Below are 17,687 nucleotides of genomic sequence, written 5' to 3' on the forward strand. Positions count from 1 at the left end.
CAGCCAACCGTTTAGCAAGCGGTTGGCTGTTTGTTTCTTAACTTACTTTCGTTCGGGGAAATGAAAATCCTTTAGTGCAGAATTTAAAAAGTGATTGAACTCTTTCATCAATAGAAATTTTTCAACGGTTTCTTGAACAAAATCGTCTGATGTGAGAATTTCCTGATCGCTTATGTGAAGTTCCAGATACATATTCTTGAATTTCAGATATTCAGCAATCGGAGAATCTGCATAAGATTCATATCCTCGCGGCATTCGTTTTAATTGCTTACCCATCACATGGTAATATTTTTTGAATTCTTTTTTTTCGATAATAGCTAAAAATTCTGTCTCGTGTTCGATCAGAGCTTGGCGAATCAGGTCGGTGGCTTCAGAAAACATATCCGCAAATAAACCACCGCCTAAGAAGGACTGATTGTTTGGTTTCAAAAAGATGAAATAGCCGCAAGGGATTGGCGCTTTTCCATTTGGTCCGATATGGGCACGGAAGACAGGATTATAGGGTGATTTATCGTGACTGAATCGGGTATCACGATTCAGTTTGAATGTCAGCTTTTTCGCTGGAACCAGAGGGATTTCCGGATCTTTTTCATGAAGCTGCTGTGAAAGAGTATCGATTAATTGATTAAATTCTGCGACTGCGTTCATTCGTTCTTGTTTTGTCTCGTGAAACCATTCCTGATGATTATTTTGCTCTAGTGCCGCCAAGTAGTTAAACATTTTTTCATAGGTCATAAATAGCCTCCTCGGTGATTAATTCTGATAATTGTTTTGACTCCAGCAATTCCTTCAAAAATTTCTGAGGGTCAAAGGGTGATTGGTAGTGAGTCAAAGTTTCAAATAGAAGGGTTTGCTCATCTAAAAACTCCATATTGCTTTTTTGCTGCATAATTTCTGCCAGATCCAATTTTTTTAAAGATGAATAATCGAGTTGTGACGGGTTGAGTCGCTTTTGCTGAATCGCAAAAGGGATTCTTTTTTTGCAATCGCAGCTTCCGCCAGCAACTCCGCAATAGATATTCAAAAAATTTCCCATTCTGATTCTTATGCGGGAAAGTTTTTTCCGATAAGTTGCAGGGGACATCTGGAGTAAATCGCCAGCTAGCTGACTCTTCATTTTAAACATCGTCCCTAAGATGAAAATACACCGATCTTGCGGACCGAGACATTGCAGCATGATATTGGTACATGAGAGCTTCAGTTCTTCAGCCAATTCTGTTTCTTCTAGCTCGCAAAATTGCTGGTCAAGCTTTGGAATGGGCTGCTCAAGATCCTTCCCCATAAGATCAAAGGTCAGTTGTTCGCGAAACGCGCGTTTTTTGTGATCATTGATCAGATAGTTGACTGCGATCCGGTAAACCCAAGTATTAAAACGGCTTTGCTGATTAAACGATGACAGGTTCGTGACAGCTTTTAGTAATATTTCCTGTGTGGCATCTTCAGCGTCAAAAACATTTCCCAACATTCGTAAGGAAAGATTGAATACGCTGTTTTTCACCTCCGCTAGTAAAACTGCCAGCGAATCGGTATCTCCATCCAATGAAGCTTGGATTAACTGTTTTTCTGGATTCTCTTCCATTTTTTTACCTCCTTTACTATTTAGACAAATAAAGCGGTCGGGTGTGACCGGAATTTTGAAATTGCTATCTTTATTTTGGCAGATTCCTTTGGTGCTGACTATAAAAAATAGAAGCAAAAAAAATTCGGACATTGACAACTGATATACACTGTTATACACTGTTTACGAAGAGGTGAATTGGTCATGAAATTAATTATTCAACACTCATCGATGACGCCTATCTACGAGCAGCTGGTAGAACAGATAAAAGGAGCGATTATTAAAGGTGAGCTGGAAGAAAATGATCCATTGCCTTCGGTTCGGTCTTTGGCAAAAGAGCTGAAAATCAGTGCGTTGACAGTTAAAAAAGCCTATGACGCGTTGGATCAAGAGGGGATGATCGCCACAGTCCACGGAAAAGGAAGCTTTGTTTGCGGGGTTAATCCATCATTGAAATGGGAGGAACAGCTCAAAGCGATCCAAAACGAACTGGAAGAAATAGTCACGAAGGCACGGCTGGTAGGAATGAGCGATCAAGACTTGAAGGAACTGATGGAACTAATACTGGAGGGATCATAATGCTTACACTAAAAAATGTAAAAAAAGACTATCAAGATTTTCAATTGGATTGTTCTTTGACCCTTTCTAAAGGGCAAATCGTCGGATTAGTTGGACGAAACGGCGCGGGGAAAAGTACAGCGTTCAAAATCGCTCTGGGGTTGATTCCTCATGAAGGAGGAACTGTCGAGCTTTTCGAGAAGCCCATCGATAAAATTACGGATAAAGATCGGCAGCGCTTGGGAATTTCATTAGCTGAATCAGGTTTTAACGAACTTTTTTCGATCAAAGAGATTACTTCCATGCTGCAAAATTTCTATCCTCAATTTGAAAAAGATTTTTTCTTAGCTAAATGTGAGGATTTTCAGCTTCCTTTAAACAAACCGGTGAAGGATTTTTCCACCGGAATGAAGGCTCGGCTAAATGTCTTGATCGCGATCAGTCACAAAGCAGAGCTGTTGATTTTGGATGAGCCGACTGCTGGCTTGGATGTTATTGCTCGCGGAGAAATATTGAGTCTTTTGCAAGAGTACCTTGAGCAAGACGACTCCCGCAGTATTTTGATCAGTTCACATATTTCAACAGATTTGGAGCAGCTTTGCGATTCTTTGTATTTTATTGATCAAGGAAAAATTATTTTGAATGAAGATACAGATGTCTTATTAGACGAATATGGTATTCTAAAAGTGACGGCCGATCAATATACTGATCTGGATAAGGCTTATATCGAGAAAGCTTTTCCCGCCAGCTTTGGGTATCAATGTTTGACGAAACAGCGCCAATTTTATCGTGAAAATTATCCGGAGGTTGTGGTTGAAAAAGCCAATATTGATGAAATTGTTTTAATGATGATGGGAGGAAATTAAAATGAAAGGGTTGTATGTGAAGGATCTCCAATTACTGGCAAAACAAAAATTATTTTTCTTAGCGATTATTTTTCTGACGGTAATGAATTCTTATAATCTTGAAAGTTTGGCGATCGTACCGGCTTTGATGCTCTTTTTCTTTGTTACATTGATTTTTACCACGGTTACTTATGATGAGATGAATCATGGTCTGGCGTTTTTGTTTACATTGCCAATCTCGCGAAAAAAATATGCTTTACAAAAATATTCGTTAGCGCTTATTAGTTCAATTTTGGCTTTAGTGATTTCTGTGATAATTGTTTTTAGCATGACGGGGATTCAAGGGAAAACAGTTAATTTAGAAGAATTTTGGTTTACTTTAGTCAGTCTTTTCATCGTCGGCTTATTTTACATTAGCTTGATGATGCCTGTTTACTTCAAATTCGGGGAACAGAAAAGTCGAATGATCATGATTCTTCTGATGGCTGTGATTTTCTTTTGTGCTTACTTAGGCAAATCAGTGATCGCAAGATTAGGGATCGATCTAAATGCGATTTTACAGCGAATCTCTGATACGCCGCTTTGGTTAATGCTGACAGGCGGAGTTGTTGCAGGAGGAGTAGTCGGTGTTCTTTCTTATCTGCTATCGCTTAAAATTCTTGAGAAGAAAGAGTTATAGCCAGTTCAGTCATCTCGTAATATTTTAGTGAATTTCAAATAGGTCTATGTACATTAAGTACAGGACCTTTTTTTTATTTTATTAATTTGAGGAGCATTGTCTACTATTTAGTATAAAGAATAAATTTACTCAACACTCTCCCCAACAGTCTAAAAGTTCTTTCGAAGTGTTGAACTTTTTTTCTTTTTTCGCATAGTGTCTAAAAGGGAAAATCACAGACACTGCTTGGCACGCGGATTGCTTACTGTATAGTAGAAAGCTTCGTTATAAATAACAGTGGAAAAGGCTTTTTTCGATTTTTTTAATTTTGAATTAAAAAAGATAAGATTGACTTTATTCTGGCTTTTTTTAATATAAAGGGAAGGGGGAAAGTCTATGAAAGAGGAATTATTGAATTATTTGAAGAATCAAACAGCTTTTCTCAACTTAGATGATTTAAGCGAATTGTTTACCGCTTCAAAATTGGCGGAAATTTTTAAAGTAAAACGAAATACGGTAAGCCAGTATCTGAATCAGCTGACTGAAGGTGGGCAGCTAGTGAAAATAAATTCGCGGCCGGTTTATTATTTTCACAAAGGGGCTTTTGAAAAGCAGTTCTTTGCTTTGAACGAAAATTATTATGAAAGCGTTCAAGCTGTGTTGGCCGAGCAGCCGATGTTCGGCCAGGAACAGGATTTCTTTTCTCTCTTGATTGGTCATGATAAGAGCTTGAATCGCGTGATTGATCAAATCAAGGCAGCGCTAAATTATCCGGATGGCGGCTTGCCTGTATTGATCAACGGGGAGAGCGGTACCGGGAAAAGCTATTTAGTAAAATTGATCCATCATTATTGCATTCAAAAGGAGCTTCTGCCGGAGGATGCGCCGTTTATCACGTTAAACTGCGCTCAATATGCCAATAATCCAGAGCTATTGACCAGTAATCTGTTCGGCAGTGTCAAAGGTGCTTATACAGGCGCCGATTCTGATCGAAAAGGGGCTTTTGAATCGGCGGATGGCGGAATTTTGTTTTTAGATGAGGTTCACCGCTTGAATGCTGAAGGACAGGAAAAGCTTTTCACCTATTTAGACCAAGGTGAAATTTATCGTATGGGAGATACGAATCATCCGATTAAGGTTCGCACGCGATTGTTTTTTGCGACAACGGAAGATTTGACGAGTACGTTCTTAAATACATTTATTCGGCGGATTCCGATTCAAGTAACGATTCCAGCCTTGCAGCAAAGAGCGAGAAACGAGCGCTTGGAACTGATCTATTCCTTCTTGATCAGCGAGCAGGCGAAAATCAAACGTGAGCTGATAATTACAGGGCAAACGCTGGAGCTGTTAGCCAGCGGGAATTTCAAAGGCAATATCGGTGAGCTGAAAAATATTATCAGGGTCATGGCAGCGAAGGCTCTGTCTGAAGCTAAGGATAGTCAGCAGATCAAACTAACGATTTATCATCTGCCTGAATCACTGCTTTCTATGAATACTCAAAACTTGCAGACATCACTGCCGGAGGAGGTAGTGATCCATAGTGATTCCAGACTAGATAATTTGATGCTGAAAAATACGCAAAGTCAAAAACGAGTGGAAGATTCGTTTACTAAAATGATTCTGGAATATCAGAAATCTCACGGTGAGCTGAATGACTGTCATTTGAAGCTGAAGGAAATCGTGGATCAGTTGTTTGATTACCTGCTGTTTGAAACGGATCGCCAGCAAAAGCATGAGATGCTGCTTTATTTGACTCAATATGTTCGGGAAACCTTTCGGCAGATGGAAAGCGCCTATCAAATCAAGTTTAATGGAAACAGTGTGTATGCGGTGGGCTACTATCTGTTTCAAAGAGGCGCCAATCGCTGGTTTCCGGAGGACAATCAAATCATGGAGCTGATTCGTCAGCTTGAATTACAGATTTCGGAGGCTTATCCTGCCAGTTATCATTATGTGCAGCGAATCCTCGAGCTATGCAGACCCAAGATCGATATCGAAATATCAGCGATGGATCGAATCGTTTTGACCTTGTACTTGAAAAAGGCGGATTGGACAAAAGAACAGGGGATGGCGAAGGCCGTGATTGTGGCTCATGGCTATGCGACTGCCAGCAGTATCGCCAATGTGGCAAATCGCTTTTTAGGCAAAGATATTTTTGAATCCTTTGATATGCCGCTGGATGTCACACCCCAGCAAATCGCCGAAGAAATATTGGATTATAGTGAAAATAACGATATTTCCAATGGATTAGTGATTTTAGTCGACATGGGCAGCCTCAAGGAAATTTACCAATATTTTCCTAAGCAGATCAATGTACCGATCGTTATCATGAACAATGTCACCACCCCGCTGGCAATTGCGATTGGAGAAAATATCAAGCACCAGCGAACATTAGCGGAACTCGCCAGTAAATCAGCGGCGGAAGCGACTTTTGACTGGGAAATTATTTATCCAGAGGAAAACCGGACCAAAGCGTTATTGACCACTTGCCAAACAGGCATTGGAACGGCGACTCAGATCTGTCATTTACTTGAGAAAAGTCTGCCTGGCACATGTGAGCTGAAGATACTGCCGTATGAATACCGTGTCTTGGAAGAAAAAAAGCTGGATGAGACAGTTTTTTCTATCTATGACGTTTTAGGGATTATTGGAACTGATGATCCGAAAATTCCAGAGATGCCGTATTTATCATTGGAGGAATTAATCTCAGGGGATGAACAAAAAGTATTAACCGAATGGCTGGCGCCAGTGATGACAGCAGAGGAAAATCAGATTTTCAATACGAATGTGATTCGTAATTTCTCTCTGGAGAAGGTGATCGATTCAGTGACGATCCTGGATACGGACAAAGTCATGAGTGAAGTGGATCTCTTCATGCGCGATTTGGAATTAGCTGGGAGAATCCAGCTTTCGAACGCCAAAAAATTGGCGCTGTATGTTCATGTCAGCTGTTTGATCGAGCGCCTGATCCGAAATGTGCCAATCGAAACCTATGAAGGTTATTCCGATTTGTATCAGTGTCAAAAAGAACTGCTGGAAATCATCAAACAGGCCTTTAGTGTCATTGAGAAGGATTATAGTGTCACGATCCCGGATTCTGAGATCGCTTATATTTTTGATATTGTCTATAAAAATGCAGATACATCCATGACAGATGAAGAGTTTTAATAAAAGCAGGCGGTGCGCCACTAAAGTTGGCACACCGCTTGCTTTTATTAAGGTGTAGAGGAGATTGAGAGGTGAATAGTATTGGAAAGAAAGCTAGTTCTAGCGTCACATGGGAAGTTAGCGTCGGGAATAAATTCTTCTTTGGAGCTGATTTGCGGAAACCAGCTTGCGATTGAAGCGCTGGATTGCTATTTGACGGAAAGCTTTGATTTAGAAAAAGAAGTAAAGGAACTAATGGAGCGTTATCGAGAGTATGAATTAGTGGTCGTAACGGATATATTCGGCGGCAGTGTCAATAATGAATTCTTAGCACATATCGATCGGTCAAATTTTTATTTGGTAGCTGGGATGAATTTACCATTTTTGGTGGAATTATCCATGCAGCTTCAGCAAGCGGAATCACTTCCGAAGCTGATTGAAATGTCATTGGAAACATCCAAGCAGTCGATTCAATTTTGCAATCCGCTGATCAGCGGTGAATTAGAAGAAGAGGAATTTTAATTAAAAACGGAGGGATAAAAAATGATTTTATTAACAAGAGTGGATCATCGTTTGCTTCATGGGCAAGTTGCTTTTTCGTGGACACAGGGCTTAGGGGCCGATTGCATTTTGATCGCCAATGATGATGTTCCGGTAAATGAGCTGCGAAAAACGACCATCAAACTGGCTAAACCGCAGGGCGTAAAATTAGTCATTAAAAATATCGAGGATTCGATCGCGGCTTTACAGAGCGGCGTCACAGATAAATACAAATTATTTATCGTAGTGGAATCAATTGCCGACGCAAAAAAACTAGCCGACGCTTATCCGCAGATCCAAAAAATCAACTTAGGCGGAATCAAAGCCAAAGAAGGAACGCGAAGTATCGGAAAAGCAGTGAATGTTTTGCCTGAAGAGGAGACGTTACTGATGGAAATGGTGGATAAAGGGATCGAAGTTGAAATCCGACAAGTCCCGACAGATAAAAAAGTGGCTGTTACTGAAGTTCTTTAAAAAGAAAGGTTGAAAAAATATGCTCATTCAAGCAATTTTACTTGGAGTGGTCGCATTTATCGCTCAGTCTGAGTACGCGTTAGGTACCTCTTTGTTATCTCGTCCAATCGTTACGGGGTTATTTACCGGGATCGTATTAGGGGATATCAAGGCTGGCATTATTATGGGAGCGACATTGGAATTAGCATTTATTGGTTCATTCTCTGTAGGCGCAGCGATTCCGCCGGATGTTGTTACAGGCGGTGTTTTAGGAACGGCTTTTGCCATTACGGCTGGTGCCGGTACGGAGACTGCTTTGCTGTTGGGGTTACCGATTGCGACACTGACATTGATTTTGAAAAATATTTATCTTGGGATCTTGATTCCGATCATGAACCAAAAAGCTGATAAGTACGCGGAAGATGGAGACTATAAAGGCGTTGAACGGATGCATTTGACGGCCGGTTTTGGACTTTCTTTGATGCTTGGTCTAGTCGTGATGATCTCATTTATGGTGGGTAGTAAGACGATCGGTAATTTATTGGATATGATTCCTGAATTTATTCAGCACGGATTATCTGTTGCGACTGGCTTGATCCCGGCACTAGGGTTTGCAATGCTTGCTCGCTTGCTGATCAACAAACAGGTTGCGCCATACTTCTTCTTAGGCTTTGCGCTGGCTGCTTATTTAGAAATTCCGGTGACGGGGATCGCTATTTTCGGTGCGATCGTGGCAGTCGTTGTCGTAAATATTATGAACGTGCGTGGTGCGCAGAATAATACTGCGCAAACTTCAACCGGGGAGGTAGTGGATGATGATGACTTCTAATGAGAATAATGAGTTGAAAATCACTAAGAAGGATTTGAGTAAAGTGTTTTGGCGTTCATTCCAAATGGAGTTTTCTTGGAACTACGAACGACAAATGAATCTGGCTTATTGCTACGCGATGATTCCTATTTTGAAGAAATTATACAAGACCAAAGAAAGTATGTCTTCGGCATTAAAGCGTCATTTGGAGTTCTTTAATACGACACCGCATATCGTGACCTTGATCTTAGGGATCAATGCAGCGATGGAAGAGGAAAATGCGAATGATCCGAATTTTGATGTTTCGACGATTGATAACATCAAAACATCTTTGATGGGACCATTAGCTGGGATCGGTGATTCGTTCTTCTGGGGAACCTTGCGTTTGATCGCTACTGGTGTTGGAACTTCATTAGCGATGCAGGGAAATATTTTAGGTCCGATCTTGTTCGTGCTGATTTTTAATATCCCTCATTTATTGTTCCGCTATTTTGGCACGAGCTGGGGCTATAAACTGGGTACCGGCTTCTTAAAGAAAATCCAAGAAAACGGCATGATGGGCAGCTTGACACTTGGTGCTTCAATCATTGGTTTGATGGTGGTCGGCGGTATGACAGCCTCCATGATCGATATCAATATTCCTTTGAAGATCGGTACAGGTGAAAATGCGGTGACAGTCCAAAGTATTTTTGACGACATCGTCCCAAGAATTCTATCACTGGGTGCCTTTGGAGCAGTCTTCTATTTACTGAAAAAAGAAGTCAAAGCTCTGACGATTTTATTAGGCTTAGCTATTTTCGGAATCCTGGGCTCATGGATCGGCTTCTTTTAAAAATGGAGGGATAGTATGGCAACGATGACGATGCTTGATTATATCAATCAAGAGCAAGAAGCATTGACGAAGATTTTGAATGACTATGATTTTTCTAGTGATCTCAAGCTTGCGAAAATGGACACTGTAACAATTTTAGCGACCGGCTCTTCATATAATGCGTGTCTATCTGCTAAGATAGCTTTTGAAAAAATCGCGGATGTCAGTATCACAATTGAAGAACCTTATAATTTCAATCATTATGGTCGATTAATAAAAAGCACCGACACGATTATCGGTGTTTCTCAAAGCGGCAAAAGTGCTTCTACTATCGATGCGATGAAGAAGCTGGCTAATAGCAAGATTCAGCGGATCGTTTTGACAAGTGATGGAGAGAGCCCGATTGCTCAGGTCGCTGACCAAGTGATTGATCTGAATATGGGGATCGAAACGGTCGGTTTTGTCACGAAAGGTTTTTCGGCAACGGTCTTGCAGCTGATTTTGCTGGCGATCAAAGTCGGGGTGTCTAAAGCCCAGATCGATGAGGGCCGCTTGAAGAAATTAAAGCAGGAGCTGCATGAAATAATCAGCAATATTCAAAGTGTGATCGACCAGTCCAATGGCTTTTTTGAAAAACATGAACAGCTATTAAAACTTGGCGGACGCTTTGTCGCATTGGGTTATGGTCCGAATTGGGGAACAGCGAAGGAATTTGAAACGAAATTCACCGAGACTGTTCGCAGGCCGAGTCAAGGCTTCGAGCTGGAGGCTTATATGCACGGTCCTTACTTAGAGGCCGATTGGGAACATACACTGTTCTTTATTGAAACGCCAAGCAGCAATCAAGCTCGATCACAAGCATTGGCAGATTATATGAATGAATATGTTGGTACTGTTTTGAAGGTGACGACAGAAAAAAGCTCTGATCAGAATGTTTTGGGCTTAGCTGTTAGCGTTTCGGAGATTTTTTCTCCATTATTATTGATCATTCCATTTCAGCTGCTGGCTTATCGTACGGCAACGGCGAAGGGAATTGATTTGAGCAAACGGATTTTTGATGATTTTGATTCAGTATTAAAAAGTAAAATATAAATTTTGAGGAGATAAGAACATGTTGAAATTTAATGAGCAGCAGCAGATTGACGATATTCAAGGAGCATTAGAATTACGTCCGCAGGTAGAAAAAATTATTGATGAGGTTTGGGAAAAAGGCTACGACAATATTTATTATCTAGGCATTGGGGGAACTTATGCCTCAGCTATGCAGGCGGTAACGTATATCAATGGACGCAGTGATCTGCCGGTCTACGTACAGCATGCAGCGGAGTATTACACTACTGGCAACCGCAGACTGACTAAAGATTCGTTGGTGATTCTTTCTTCGGTGACTGGGACAACGGAAGAAGTCGTGAAGGCTGTCGCTGAAATCAAAGAAGTTGGAGCAACGCTGCTAGGCTTTGTTGATACAGCTGGAACAAGCCTTGCTGAAAGCTGCGATCATGTGATTACGTATCCAGCTCCGGGAACAGAACAGATCAAATTCTTTATGGCAGCTGATCGCTTAATGCACAATAATGGGGATTTTCCTGACTATGCTGAATATTATGCCGAATTAGAAAAATATTTACCAAAAGGGTTAGTTGAGGCTGAAAAACAAGCCGAGGACTTTGGCCGAGAATTTGCTGAAAAACATCGCCATGATGACATGCATTATTTTGTTGGAGCCGGCAACCAGTGGGGCGCAGTTTATTCATACGCGATGTGCTATTGGGAAGAACAAAGCTGGCTGCGCTCAAAATCGATCCATGCTGCAGAATTCCTGCACGGCACCTTAGAAATTGTAGATGAAACGACGCCGGTAACCTTGTTCTTAGGTGAAGATGAGCAACGTCCATTAGCGGAACGGGTGAAAAATTTATTGCCGCGGATTTGTGGAAACTATACGTTTATCGATTCAAAAGATTATCCAATTGAAGGCATCAGCGAAAAAAATCGCGGTCGAGTGTTGCCGCATCTATTGATGCACTGTGTAACACAGCGTATCGACGCACATGTTGAGAAATTGAATTGCCATCCATTAGATATTCGTCGTTACTATCGTCAATTTGATTATTAAACATTGAACCTCTTTGCGAAAGCGAAGGGGTTTTCTTTTGTGATTGGGCAAGAAAGCACCTTCATTATCTTGAATCCGACAACACTATATATGGTATTGTTTTTTCGCATATAACTAAAAACACACAAAATCTAGTCTTTACTTCCCGGAGAATTAGGAGTACTATTATCAAGGATTTGAAAGAAAAATTTAGTTTACTATGAAGGGATGGATGAAACGATGCTACTTATAGCTGGCACGATCGGCGCGGGTAAAAGCAGCCTGACAGATATGTTATCGCAGGAAATGAACTCAAGGCCATTTTACGAAAATGTGGATGACAATGAGGTACTGCCATTGTTTTACTCGAATCCAGAAAAATATACTTTTTTGCTGCAGATTTTTTTCTTAAATAAACGCTTCTTGGCAATGAAGGATGCGTTGAAGCAGGCCGATAATGTATTGGATCGTTCGATTTATGAAGATAGTCTGCTTTTTCATTTGAACGCTGACCTGGGCCGAGTGAACAAAGAAGAAGTTCTGCAATACGATAATTTGTTAGATACGATGTTAAAGGAATTGGAGCTTGCCGCACCGAAAAAAAGACCGGATTTATTGGTTCATATTAAGGTTTCTTTCGATGTGATGTTAGAACGGATCGAAAAACGCGGTCGGGACTATGAACAGATTGCTACGAATCCTGAGCTTTTCGATTATTATCGGATGGTGAATGATCGCTATGAAAAATGGTACGACAGCTTTACGATCTGTCCGAAAATTCAGATCGACGGCGACCGCTATGATTTTGTAGCTGATCCGCAGGCGGCTGAAACTGTCATCAAGCAGATTAAGGAGGAAACAAACAAATTAAATTTGTTGGAGTTTAAGAACTCTAATTATTATTCAAAGGGAAATATTGAAAAGGGGATTTTTTAGTAGTTCTATTTTTCTGAACAAATAAAGAACGACCGTTTTTAGAAGGAGTCAATCATGTTAAATTATTTCAAGTTTTTACTTCACCAATTAAAAGGCTGGCCGCAGCAAAATTATTATTTATTTTTCTTTAGTCTGGGCTGTCAGGTGATGACCTTAGTCAATCGGCCGATCACACTGCTTACGGTGATCACATTTATCGGAACGACTTTAGGTGTATTATGTATTCTTTCTATTAATGCGGCGAAATCGGTCAATGGTATTTTAGGAATCATTTCTGCGATCTGCTTTATTTATGTAGGGTATTCGGCAAAAAATTATTTAAGCATCGGCGAACAGATTGCTTATATGATCACGTTGGATATTCCTGTCTTGCTAAGTAAAGAGTGGAATCACAATATGGCGGCGAAGATCCGCAAGTTTACCGGAAAAACGTGGTTCACAGCAATTATCAGTACGATCGTGGTCTATTTTGTTTCGGGCTTTTTGATTCAGCGCTTTACGGATGATCCGCGGCCTTGGATCGATGCGATTGCTTTTTCAATTAGTTTGAGCGCGGGAATTATCAGCTTTCTGCGCTACAATAATCAATATTTCTGGTGGCTGGCTTCTGGGCTTGCGCAAATGGTTCTTTGGTATATGTCATTCAGACATGGCTCGGCAAGCTTGGCGATGTTCGTCAACAGTTCGGTTTATCTGATCAATGATGTGCTGGCCTTCACTGTTTCGCCTTGGTACAACAAGAAGGAACGGGAAAGAATGCAGCGGATGGAAGAAGAGTATTATCATTTGAGTCACTAATTTAAATAGAATAGAGGACAATGACCGTTTTTTCACGTCATTGTCCTCTATTTTTGTCATTCATCAGCTAACAGCCAGTCAATTTCGTCGGTTATCCAGGCTCCGGGTTTCTTTAGTTGATCAAAGGGCACCCATGAGCTTTTCATAAAAATCTTTTCCGGATGCCAATTACCATTATTCAGCTGCTTGGTTTTCAAAAAATCCTTAGCAGCCTGACATTCCGGCCGATCCAGCAGCTTTTCCTGCTTGATAACACCTAAAACCTCGATAATATTGGTTCGATAAGGGTAGGGATAGAAGAGTGTAACTAAATCATTATATAAATAGTCTTCGCTGTTCTGGTGAAAAATCACACGATGGGCCAAAATATAATCCAACCCCTGTTTCAATTTTGCTTGAAGCCCTGGAAAGTCGCCGTATTTAGCAGCGTATTCCGAAAGCGCCTTGACTGATTTTACCAAGCCGTCATAGCAAGGAGAATTTCCGACACATCCGCCAAAGCGCTGAAAAAGGTCTTTGCCCTGCCAGCTTGACGGTTCAGCCTTAGCAAAAGGAAAGTAGGAAATGATCCACTGAATACCATTTTCCGCCCACTCTTTTTTACCGGCACGAAGAAAAATCAGGGTACAAAGCGCATTATGGCAGGCTAAGACGCCTGCTTGTTTCCCAGTTAATGAGAAGCCTTCTTCAAAATTGGTATGAGTATACAAGGTGTCCAGCATTGTCTGAACCTGATCCAAACGTTCAAAATAAGGAATCTCTGAAAGCTCGATCAATAAAAATTCCAACTTCCGCAGACCAGTGAAGGTATCCGTTCGGAAAGGCTCAGCTAAAATTTGTGCGATGACCTCTGAATTTTCTAAGTAGGACTGAATTTCTGCTGATTCAATCGAACGCTGATCTCTCACAGCTTTTTTTAATCGTAATGCCGTATCCAATGTTTGTTTTTCATTTATCACACCAACACCTCACATTTATTTAAAATTACTTCAAGTGTAGCATGCAGCCGGAAGATAGAAAAGCTGGTTTGGTTTGTGATACTAAAGTTAATAGTTTTTGGCAAGATAAACCTTTATTTAAATAGGAATATTCTTTGAAATTTCAATGAATAATGAGATTTTAATTTGATAATAAGTTATTGTAAGGGTAAACAGAAAATGATAAAAGAGGATGAACATGAGGTATCTATATCAGCAGCTGCTGGCTTTTTGGCTTATTATTATTTTGACGATAATTTTAATTGGTGTTTCCTTTACAAATATCAATAAACGGACGCTGATCAATCAAAATTATAATCAGATTTGGGGCTATCTCCGCTCTGTCGGCAATATTTTAAGCAAACCAGAAACCAATGATTTTGATAATTCCTATAATTATTCGCATCCGGAAGAGCATTTGATTAATTCCTTACATTATGCTGAAACGATTTTAGCGGATCAGAGTATCAACTTTGTCTTTGTCGATAGCCAAGGAACGGTTATTTATCCCGATTATATTTCTACTGTTTCAAAATCTATATTAGATAGTTCGGATCGGCAGCAAATCAAGGAAGGCTTCCCGATTAACAAAACTATCAAACGCGATCTAGACGGCAAGCCCAAGCAAACCTCTTATGTATTGGCAAAAGTTGATTTGTCAGAAAACGTTGAGGGTGTTCTAATTGCCTCAAAGTCAGCCAAGGATTTGGAATACAGTGAAAAATTAATTTCGGATAATTTGCTGAAGGGTTTTATTATTTCATCATTATTTGGCGGGGCGATCAGCTTTGCGCTGGCAGCTGGACAAGTCAAAAAAATCAATGATTTAAAGCGGGCGGTCAATCAAATCGCAAATGGAAATTACGAAATCGAGATCGAAGAGAAAAATAATAAGGACGAGTTTAATGAGTTGGCCCATGATTTCAATAAAATGACGGTAGCTTTGCAGGTGAACGAGATGGAAATCATCCGGCAGGAGGAATTGCGGAAACAGTTTATGGCCAATACTTCCCATGAAATGCGGACGCCATTGACGACGATCAAAGGGTTATTGGAGGGCTTTGAATATGGCGCGATTCCAGAAAGCCAAAAGGGAAAAGCTGTGTCATTGATGCAAAACGAAACGGATCGTTTGATTCGCTTAGTGAAGCAGAATTTAGATTACGAAAATATCAGAAGCCATCAAATCACTTTGTCTGAGACTCATTTTGATGCTGCTGAGGAGATCAAAAATATTGTCGCTCAATTAAGTAAAAAGGCAGCTTCGATGAATGATCAAGTCATTTTATTAAATGAAGGACCGATCGAAGTTTTTGCGGATCGCGATCGCTTCATTCAAATCATGGTAAACATTATTCAAAATGCCATCCAGTTCACTGAGGACGGCGAAATAAAGGTGGACATCAAGGAAACCGATAGCGATGTGATTATCTCAGTTGAAGATAACGGGATCGGAATGACGGAGGAGGAGCAGAAAAATATCTGGGATCGCTATTACAAAGCCGACCCATCCAGAAAAAATACAAAAATAGGAGAGTCAGGGCTTGGCTTGTCGATCGTGAAGGAATTAGTGCGGTTGCATAACGGTTCGATTGAGGTGGTAAGTCAGAAAAATGAAGGAACCACTTTTGTTGTTCGCTTTCCTAAAGAGGTTTAGTTAATATGAAATAAGATAAAGGCTGTTGATACGATCGTATTGACAGCTTTTTTAGCGGAAAAAATTTGCTGAGTATCTGTTATACTTACTTAAATAGAAAAAAGGAGTTCAAAAATGTTAAAGCGTTTTTTTAGTTATTATCGTCCGTATAGAGGACTGTTTATTTTAGATTTCACCTGTGCGGTATTTGCTGGATTATTGGAGCTGGCGTTTCCTGTTGCGGTGAATCAGGTCATTGATAAAATTATGCCGCAAAAGGAGTTTCGGATTATTTTGCTGGCTTGTTTGGCGCTCTTTTTATTTTATGTGTTAAACACGATTCTTCAATATATCGTGGTGTTTTTTGGACACAAATTGGGCGTCAACATTGAAACGGATATGCGGCGGGAGTTATTTGCCCATTTGCAGACCCAGCCCTATGAGTATTACGACAATCAAAAAACAGGAAAATTGATCAGCCGGCTGACGACGGACCTGTTTGAAATTTCCGAGGTTGCTCACCATGGTCCAGAAGATATTTTTATCACGATCATGACGCTGGTCGGTTCCTTTTTATTAATGCTCAACACCCATGCGAAATTAGCCCTGGCCACTTTTGCCGTATTGCCGCTGATTACGATTGCTTTAGTGTTTTTTAATAAAAAGATGACCAATGTAAATACGCGGATTTATGAAGATTTAGGAGAATTCAATGCGGGCGTTGAAGCTTCTGTCAGCGGGATTCGTGTAACACAATCCTTTGCCAACGAAGAATATGAGTATCATCGGTTTGGCGGCTTGAGCGAGGCCTATCGCAAATCGAAAATCCTGTTTTACCGAATCATGGCGATCAGCTCGGCCTATAATTATTTATTGATTCGGTTAATTAATTTGTTTACGCTGATTTTTGGTTCGTATTATGTGATTCAAGGGGAATTGACAAACGGACAATTTGTTGGGTTTATTTTGCTGGCGAATGTTTTTGTGCGGCCAATCGAAAAGGTCAATAATATGATCGAAAGTTATCCAAAGGGCATCGCCGGCTTTAAAAGGCTGACGGAAGAATTGGACAAAAAGCCGACTATTATTGATCAGCCTGATGCGATAGACGTGACTCATTTATCCGGCGACATCCATTACGATGATGTGTCGTTTTCTTACGCTGATGGGAAAAAAGTGCTGAATCATATCAATCTTTCGATTAAAACAGGAGAGACGGTGGCTTTCGTTGGACAAAGTGGATCAGGGAAAACGACGTTGTGTAATTTGCTGCCGCGTTTTTACGAAGTGACAGGTGGCGAAATAACTATCGACGGCATTCCGATTCGCGACATGACACTGACTTCTTTGCGCAACCAAATCGGCATCGTGCAGCAGGATGTTTTTCTATTTCCGGGAAGTATCCGCGAAAATATTGCTTATGGACGTTTAGATGCGAGTGAAGAAGAGATTCGGCCCGCGGCCAAATTGGCGCACCTTGATGTTGTCTTAGAACAAATGCCGGAGGGAATCGACACGCAGATCGGGGAACGGGGCGTTAAACTCTCTGGTGGTCAAAAACAGCGGGTCGCGATTGCCCGCATGTTCTTGAAAAATCCGCCGATCTTGATTTTAGATGAAGCGACCTCGGCGTTAGATACCGAAACGGAGCAGGTGATTCAGGAGTCCTTGAACTCGTTAGCCAAAGGACGAACGACAATGATCATCGCTCATCGATTAGCGTCGATTAAACACGCGACTCGGATCGTGGTTGTCAGCTCTGAGGGAATCTTAGAGCAGGGTACTCATGAAGAGTTAATGGCAAGAGGCGGCGCGTATCGTAATTTATACGATGCTCAATTTAGAAAATAAAAGCAGCAGGCGAAAA

General features: G+C 40.8%; 17 protein-coding genes. 14 read left to right on the top strand and 3 right to left on the bottom strand.

Translation table 11 applies throughout. The annotated features are described in order from the left end of the window. Positions 1 to 42: 42 nt before the first annotated feature. Together FFR60_RS01470 and FFR60_RS01475 are read right to left on the bottom strand one after the other, a co-directional pair. Positions 43 to 735, bottom strand: coding sequence for a DUF2461 domain-containing protein (locus FFR60_RS01470; protein WP_137662692.1), 693 nt, complete (start codon positions 733 to 735; stop codon positions 43 to 45). Then, positions 725 to 1,579, bottom strand: a complete 855-nt coding sequence (locus FFR60_RS01475; RefSeq protein WP_137662693.1) for an RNA polymerase sigma factor — start codon at positions 1,577 to 1,579, stop codon at positions 725 to 727. Before FFR60_RS01475 ends, FFR60_RS01470 begins: the two co-directional genes overlap by 11 nt. Before the next feature lie 183 nt (positions 1,580 to 1,762). On the opposite strand from FFR60_RS01475, the gene FFR60_RS01480 reads away from it, so the two are divergent. The 12 genes from FFR60_RS01480 (at position 1,763) to pnuC (ending at position 13,207) form a co-directional block, all read left to right on the top strand. After that, a complete protein-coding gene (locus tag FFR60_RS01480) occupies positions 1,763 to 2,137 on the top strand; it encodes a GntR family transcriptional regulator (RefSeq protein ID WP_137662694.1) in 375 nt (124 codons plus the stop codon). After that, positions 2,137 to 2,982, top strand: a complete 846-nt coding sequence (locus FFR60_RS01485; protein ID WP_137662695.1) for an ABC transporter ATP-binding protein — start codon at positions 2,137 to 2,139, stop codon at positions 2,980 to 2,982. The genes FFR60_RS01480 and FFR60_RS01485 overlap by 1 nt, the downstream gene beginning before the upstream one ends. Before the next feature lies 1 nt (position 2,983). Beyond that, on the top strand, positions 2,984 to 3,640 hold the full coding sequence (locus tag FFR60_RS01490; protein WP_137662696.1) for an ABC-2 transporter permease: 657 nt from the start codon (positions 2,984 to 2,986) through the stop codon (positions 3,638 to 3,640). 375 nt (positions 3,641 to 4,015) lie between these two features. Beyond that, complete coding sequence (locus tag FFR60_RS01495; protein ID WP_137662697.1) at positions 4,016 to 6,787, top strand: sigma 54-interacting transcriptional regulator; 2,772 nt, start codon at positions 4,016 to 4,018, stop codon at positions 6,785 to 6,787. A gap of 81 nt (positions 6,788 to 6,868) precedes the next feature. Further along, positions 6,869 to 7,288, top strand: a complete 420-nt coding sequence (locus FFR60_RS01500; protein ID WP_137662698.1) for a PTS sugar transporter subunit IIA — start codon at positions 6,869 to 6,871, stop codon at positions 7,286 to 7,288. Positions 7,289 to 7,309: 21 nt separating this feature from the next. Beyond that, the gene (locus tag FFR60_RS01505) at positions 7,310 to 7,780 is read left to right on the top strand and encodes a PTS sugar transporter subunit IIB (protein ID WP_137662699.1); all 471 of its coding nucleotides are present in this window, start codon (positions 7,310 to 7,312) and stop codon (positions 7,778 to 7,780) included. 19 nt (positions 7,781 to 7,799) lie between these two features. Next, positions 7,800 to 8,588 carry a PTS mannose/fructose/sorbose/N-acetylgalactosamine transporter subunit IIC gene (locus FFR60_RS01510; protein WP_137662700.1) on the top strand — a complete coding sequence of 263 codons (789 nt, stop codon included), beginning with the start codon at positions 7,800 to 7,802 and terminating at the stop codon, positions 8,586 to 8,588. Then, on the top strand, positions 8,572 to 9,399 hold the full coding sequence (locus tag FFR60_RS01515) for a PTS system mannose/fructose/sorbose family transporter subunit IID (protein ID WP_371852603.1): 828 nt from the start codon (positions 8,572 to 8,574) through the stop codon (positions 9,397 to 9,399). Before FFR60_RS01510 ends, FFR60_RS01515 begins: the two co-directional genes overlap by 17 nt. Before the next feature lie 15 nt (positions 9,400 to 9,414). Then, positions 9,415 to 10,470, top strand: a complete 1,056-nt coding sequence (locus tag FFR60_RS01520; RefSeq protein WP_137662701.1) for an SIS domain-containing protein — start codon at positions 9,415 to 9,417, stop codon at positions 10,468 to 10,470. Between the two features lie 19 nt (positions 10,471 to 10,489). Continuing rightward, on the top strand, positions 10,490 to 11,494 hold the full coding sequence (locus FFR60_RS01525; RefSeq protein WP_088935019.1) for an SIS domain-containing protein: 1,005 nt from the start codon (positions 10,490 to 10,492) through the stop codon (positions 11,492 to 11,494). Between the two features lie 207 nt (positions 11,495 to 11,701). Continuing rightward, positions 11,702 to 12,409, top strand: a complete 708-nt coding sequence (locus FFR60_RS01530; RefSeq protein WP_137662702.1) for a deoxynucleoside kinase — start codon at positions 11,702 to 11,704, stop codon at positions 12,407 to 12,409. Between the two features lie 54 nt (positions 12,410 to 12,463). Continuing rightward, complete coding sequence (gene pnuC / locus FFR60_RS01535; RefSeq protein ID WP_137662703.1) at positions 12,464 to 13,207, top strand: nicotinamide riboside transporter PnuC; 744 nt, start codon at positions 12,464 to 12,466, stop codon at positions 13,205 to 13,207. Positions 13,208 to 13,263: 56 nt separating this feature from the next. Here the strand turns inward: pnuC and FFR60_RS01540 are convergent, their stop codons facing one another. After that, positions 13,264 to 14,166, bottom strand: a complete 903-nt coding sequence (locus FFR60_RS01540) for a hypothetical protein (RefSeq protein WP_137662704.1) — start codon at positions 14,164 to 14,166, stop codon at positions 13,264 to 13,266. Between the two features lie 217 nt (positions 14,167 to 14,383). Between FFR60_RS01540 and FFR60_RS01545 the strand changes: the two genes are divergently transcribed. Both FFR60_RS01545 and FFR60_RS01550 read left to right on the top strand, forming a co-directional pair. Next, complete coding sequence (locus FFR60_RS01545) at positions 14,384 to 15,841, top strand: ATP-binding protein (protein ID WP_137662705.1); 1,458 nt, start codon at positions 14,384 to 14,386, stop codon at positions 15,839 to 15,841. A 114-nt stretch (positions 15,842 to 15,955) separates the two neighbouring features. Further along, complete coding sequence (locus tag FFR60_RS01550) at positions 15,956 to 17,671, top strand: ABC transporter ATP-binding protein (RefSeq protein WP_137662706.1); 1,716 nt, start codon at positions 15,956 to 15,958, stop codon at positions 17,669 to 17,671. The last annotated feature ends 16 nt before the right edge of the window (positions 17,672 to 17,687 follow it).

Source organism: Enterococcus hulanensis, assembly GCF_005405485.1.
Taxonomy (GTDB): Bacteria; Bacillota; Bacilli; order Lactobacillales; family Enterococcaceae; genus Enterococcus_A; species Enterococcus_A hulanensis.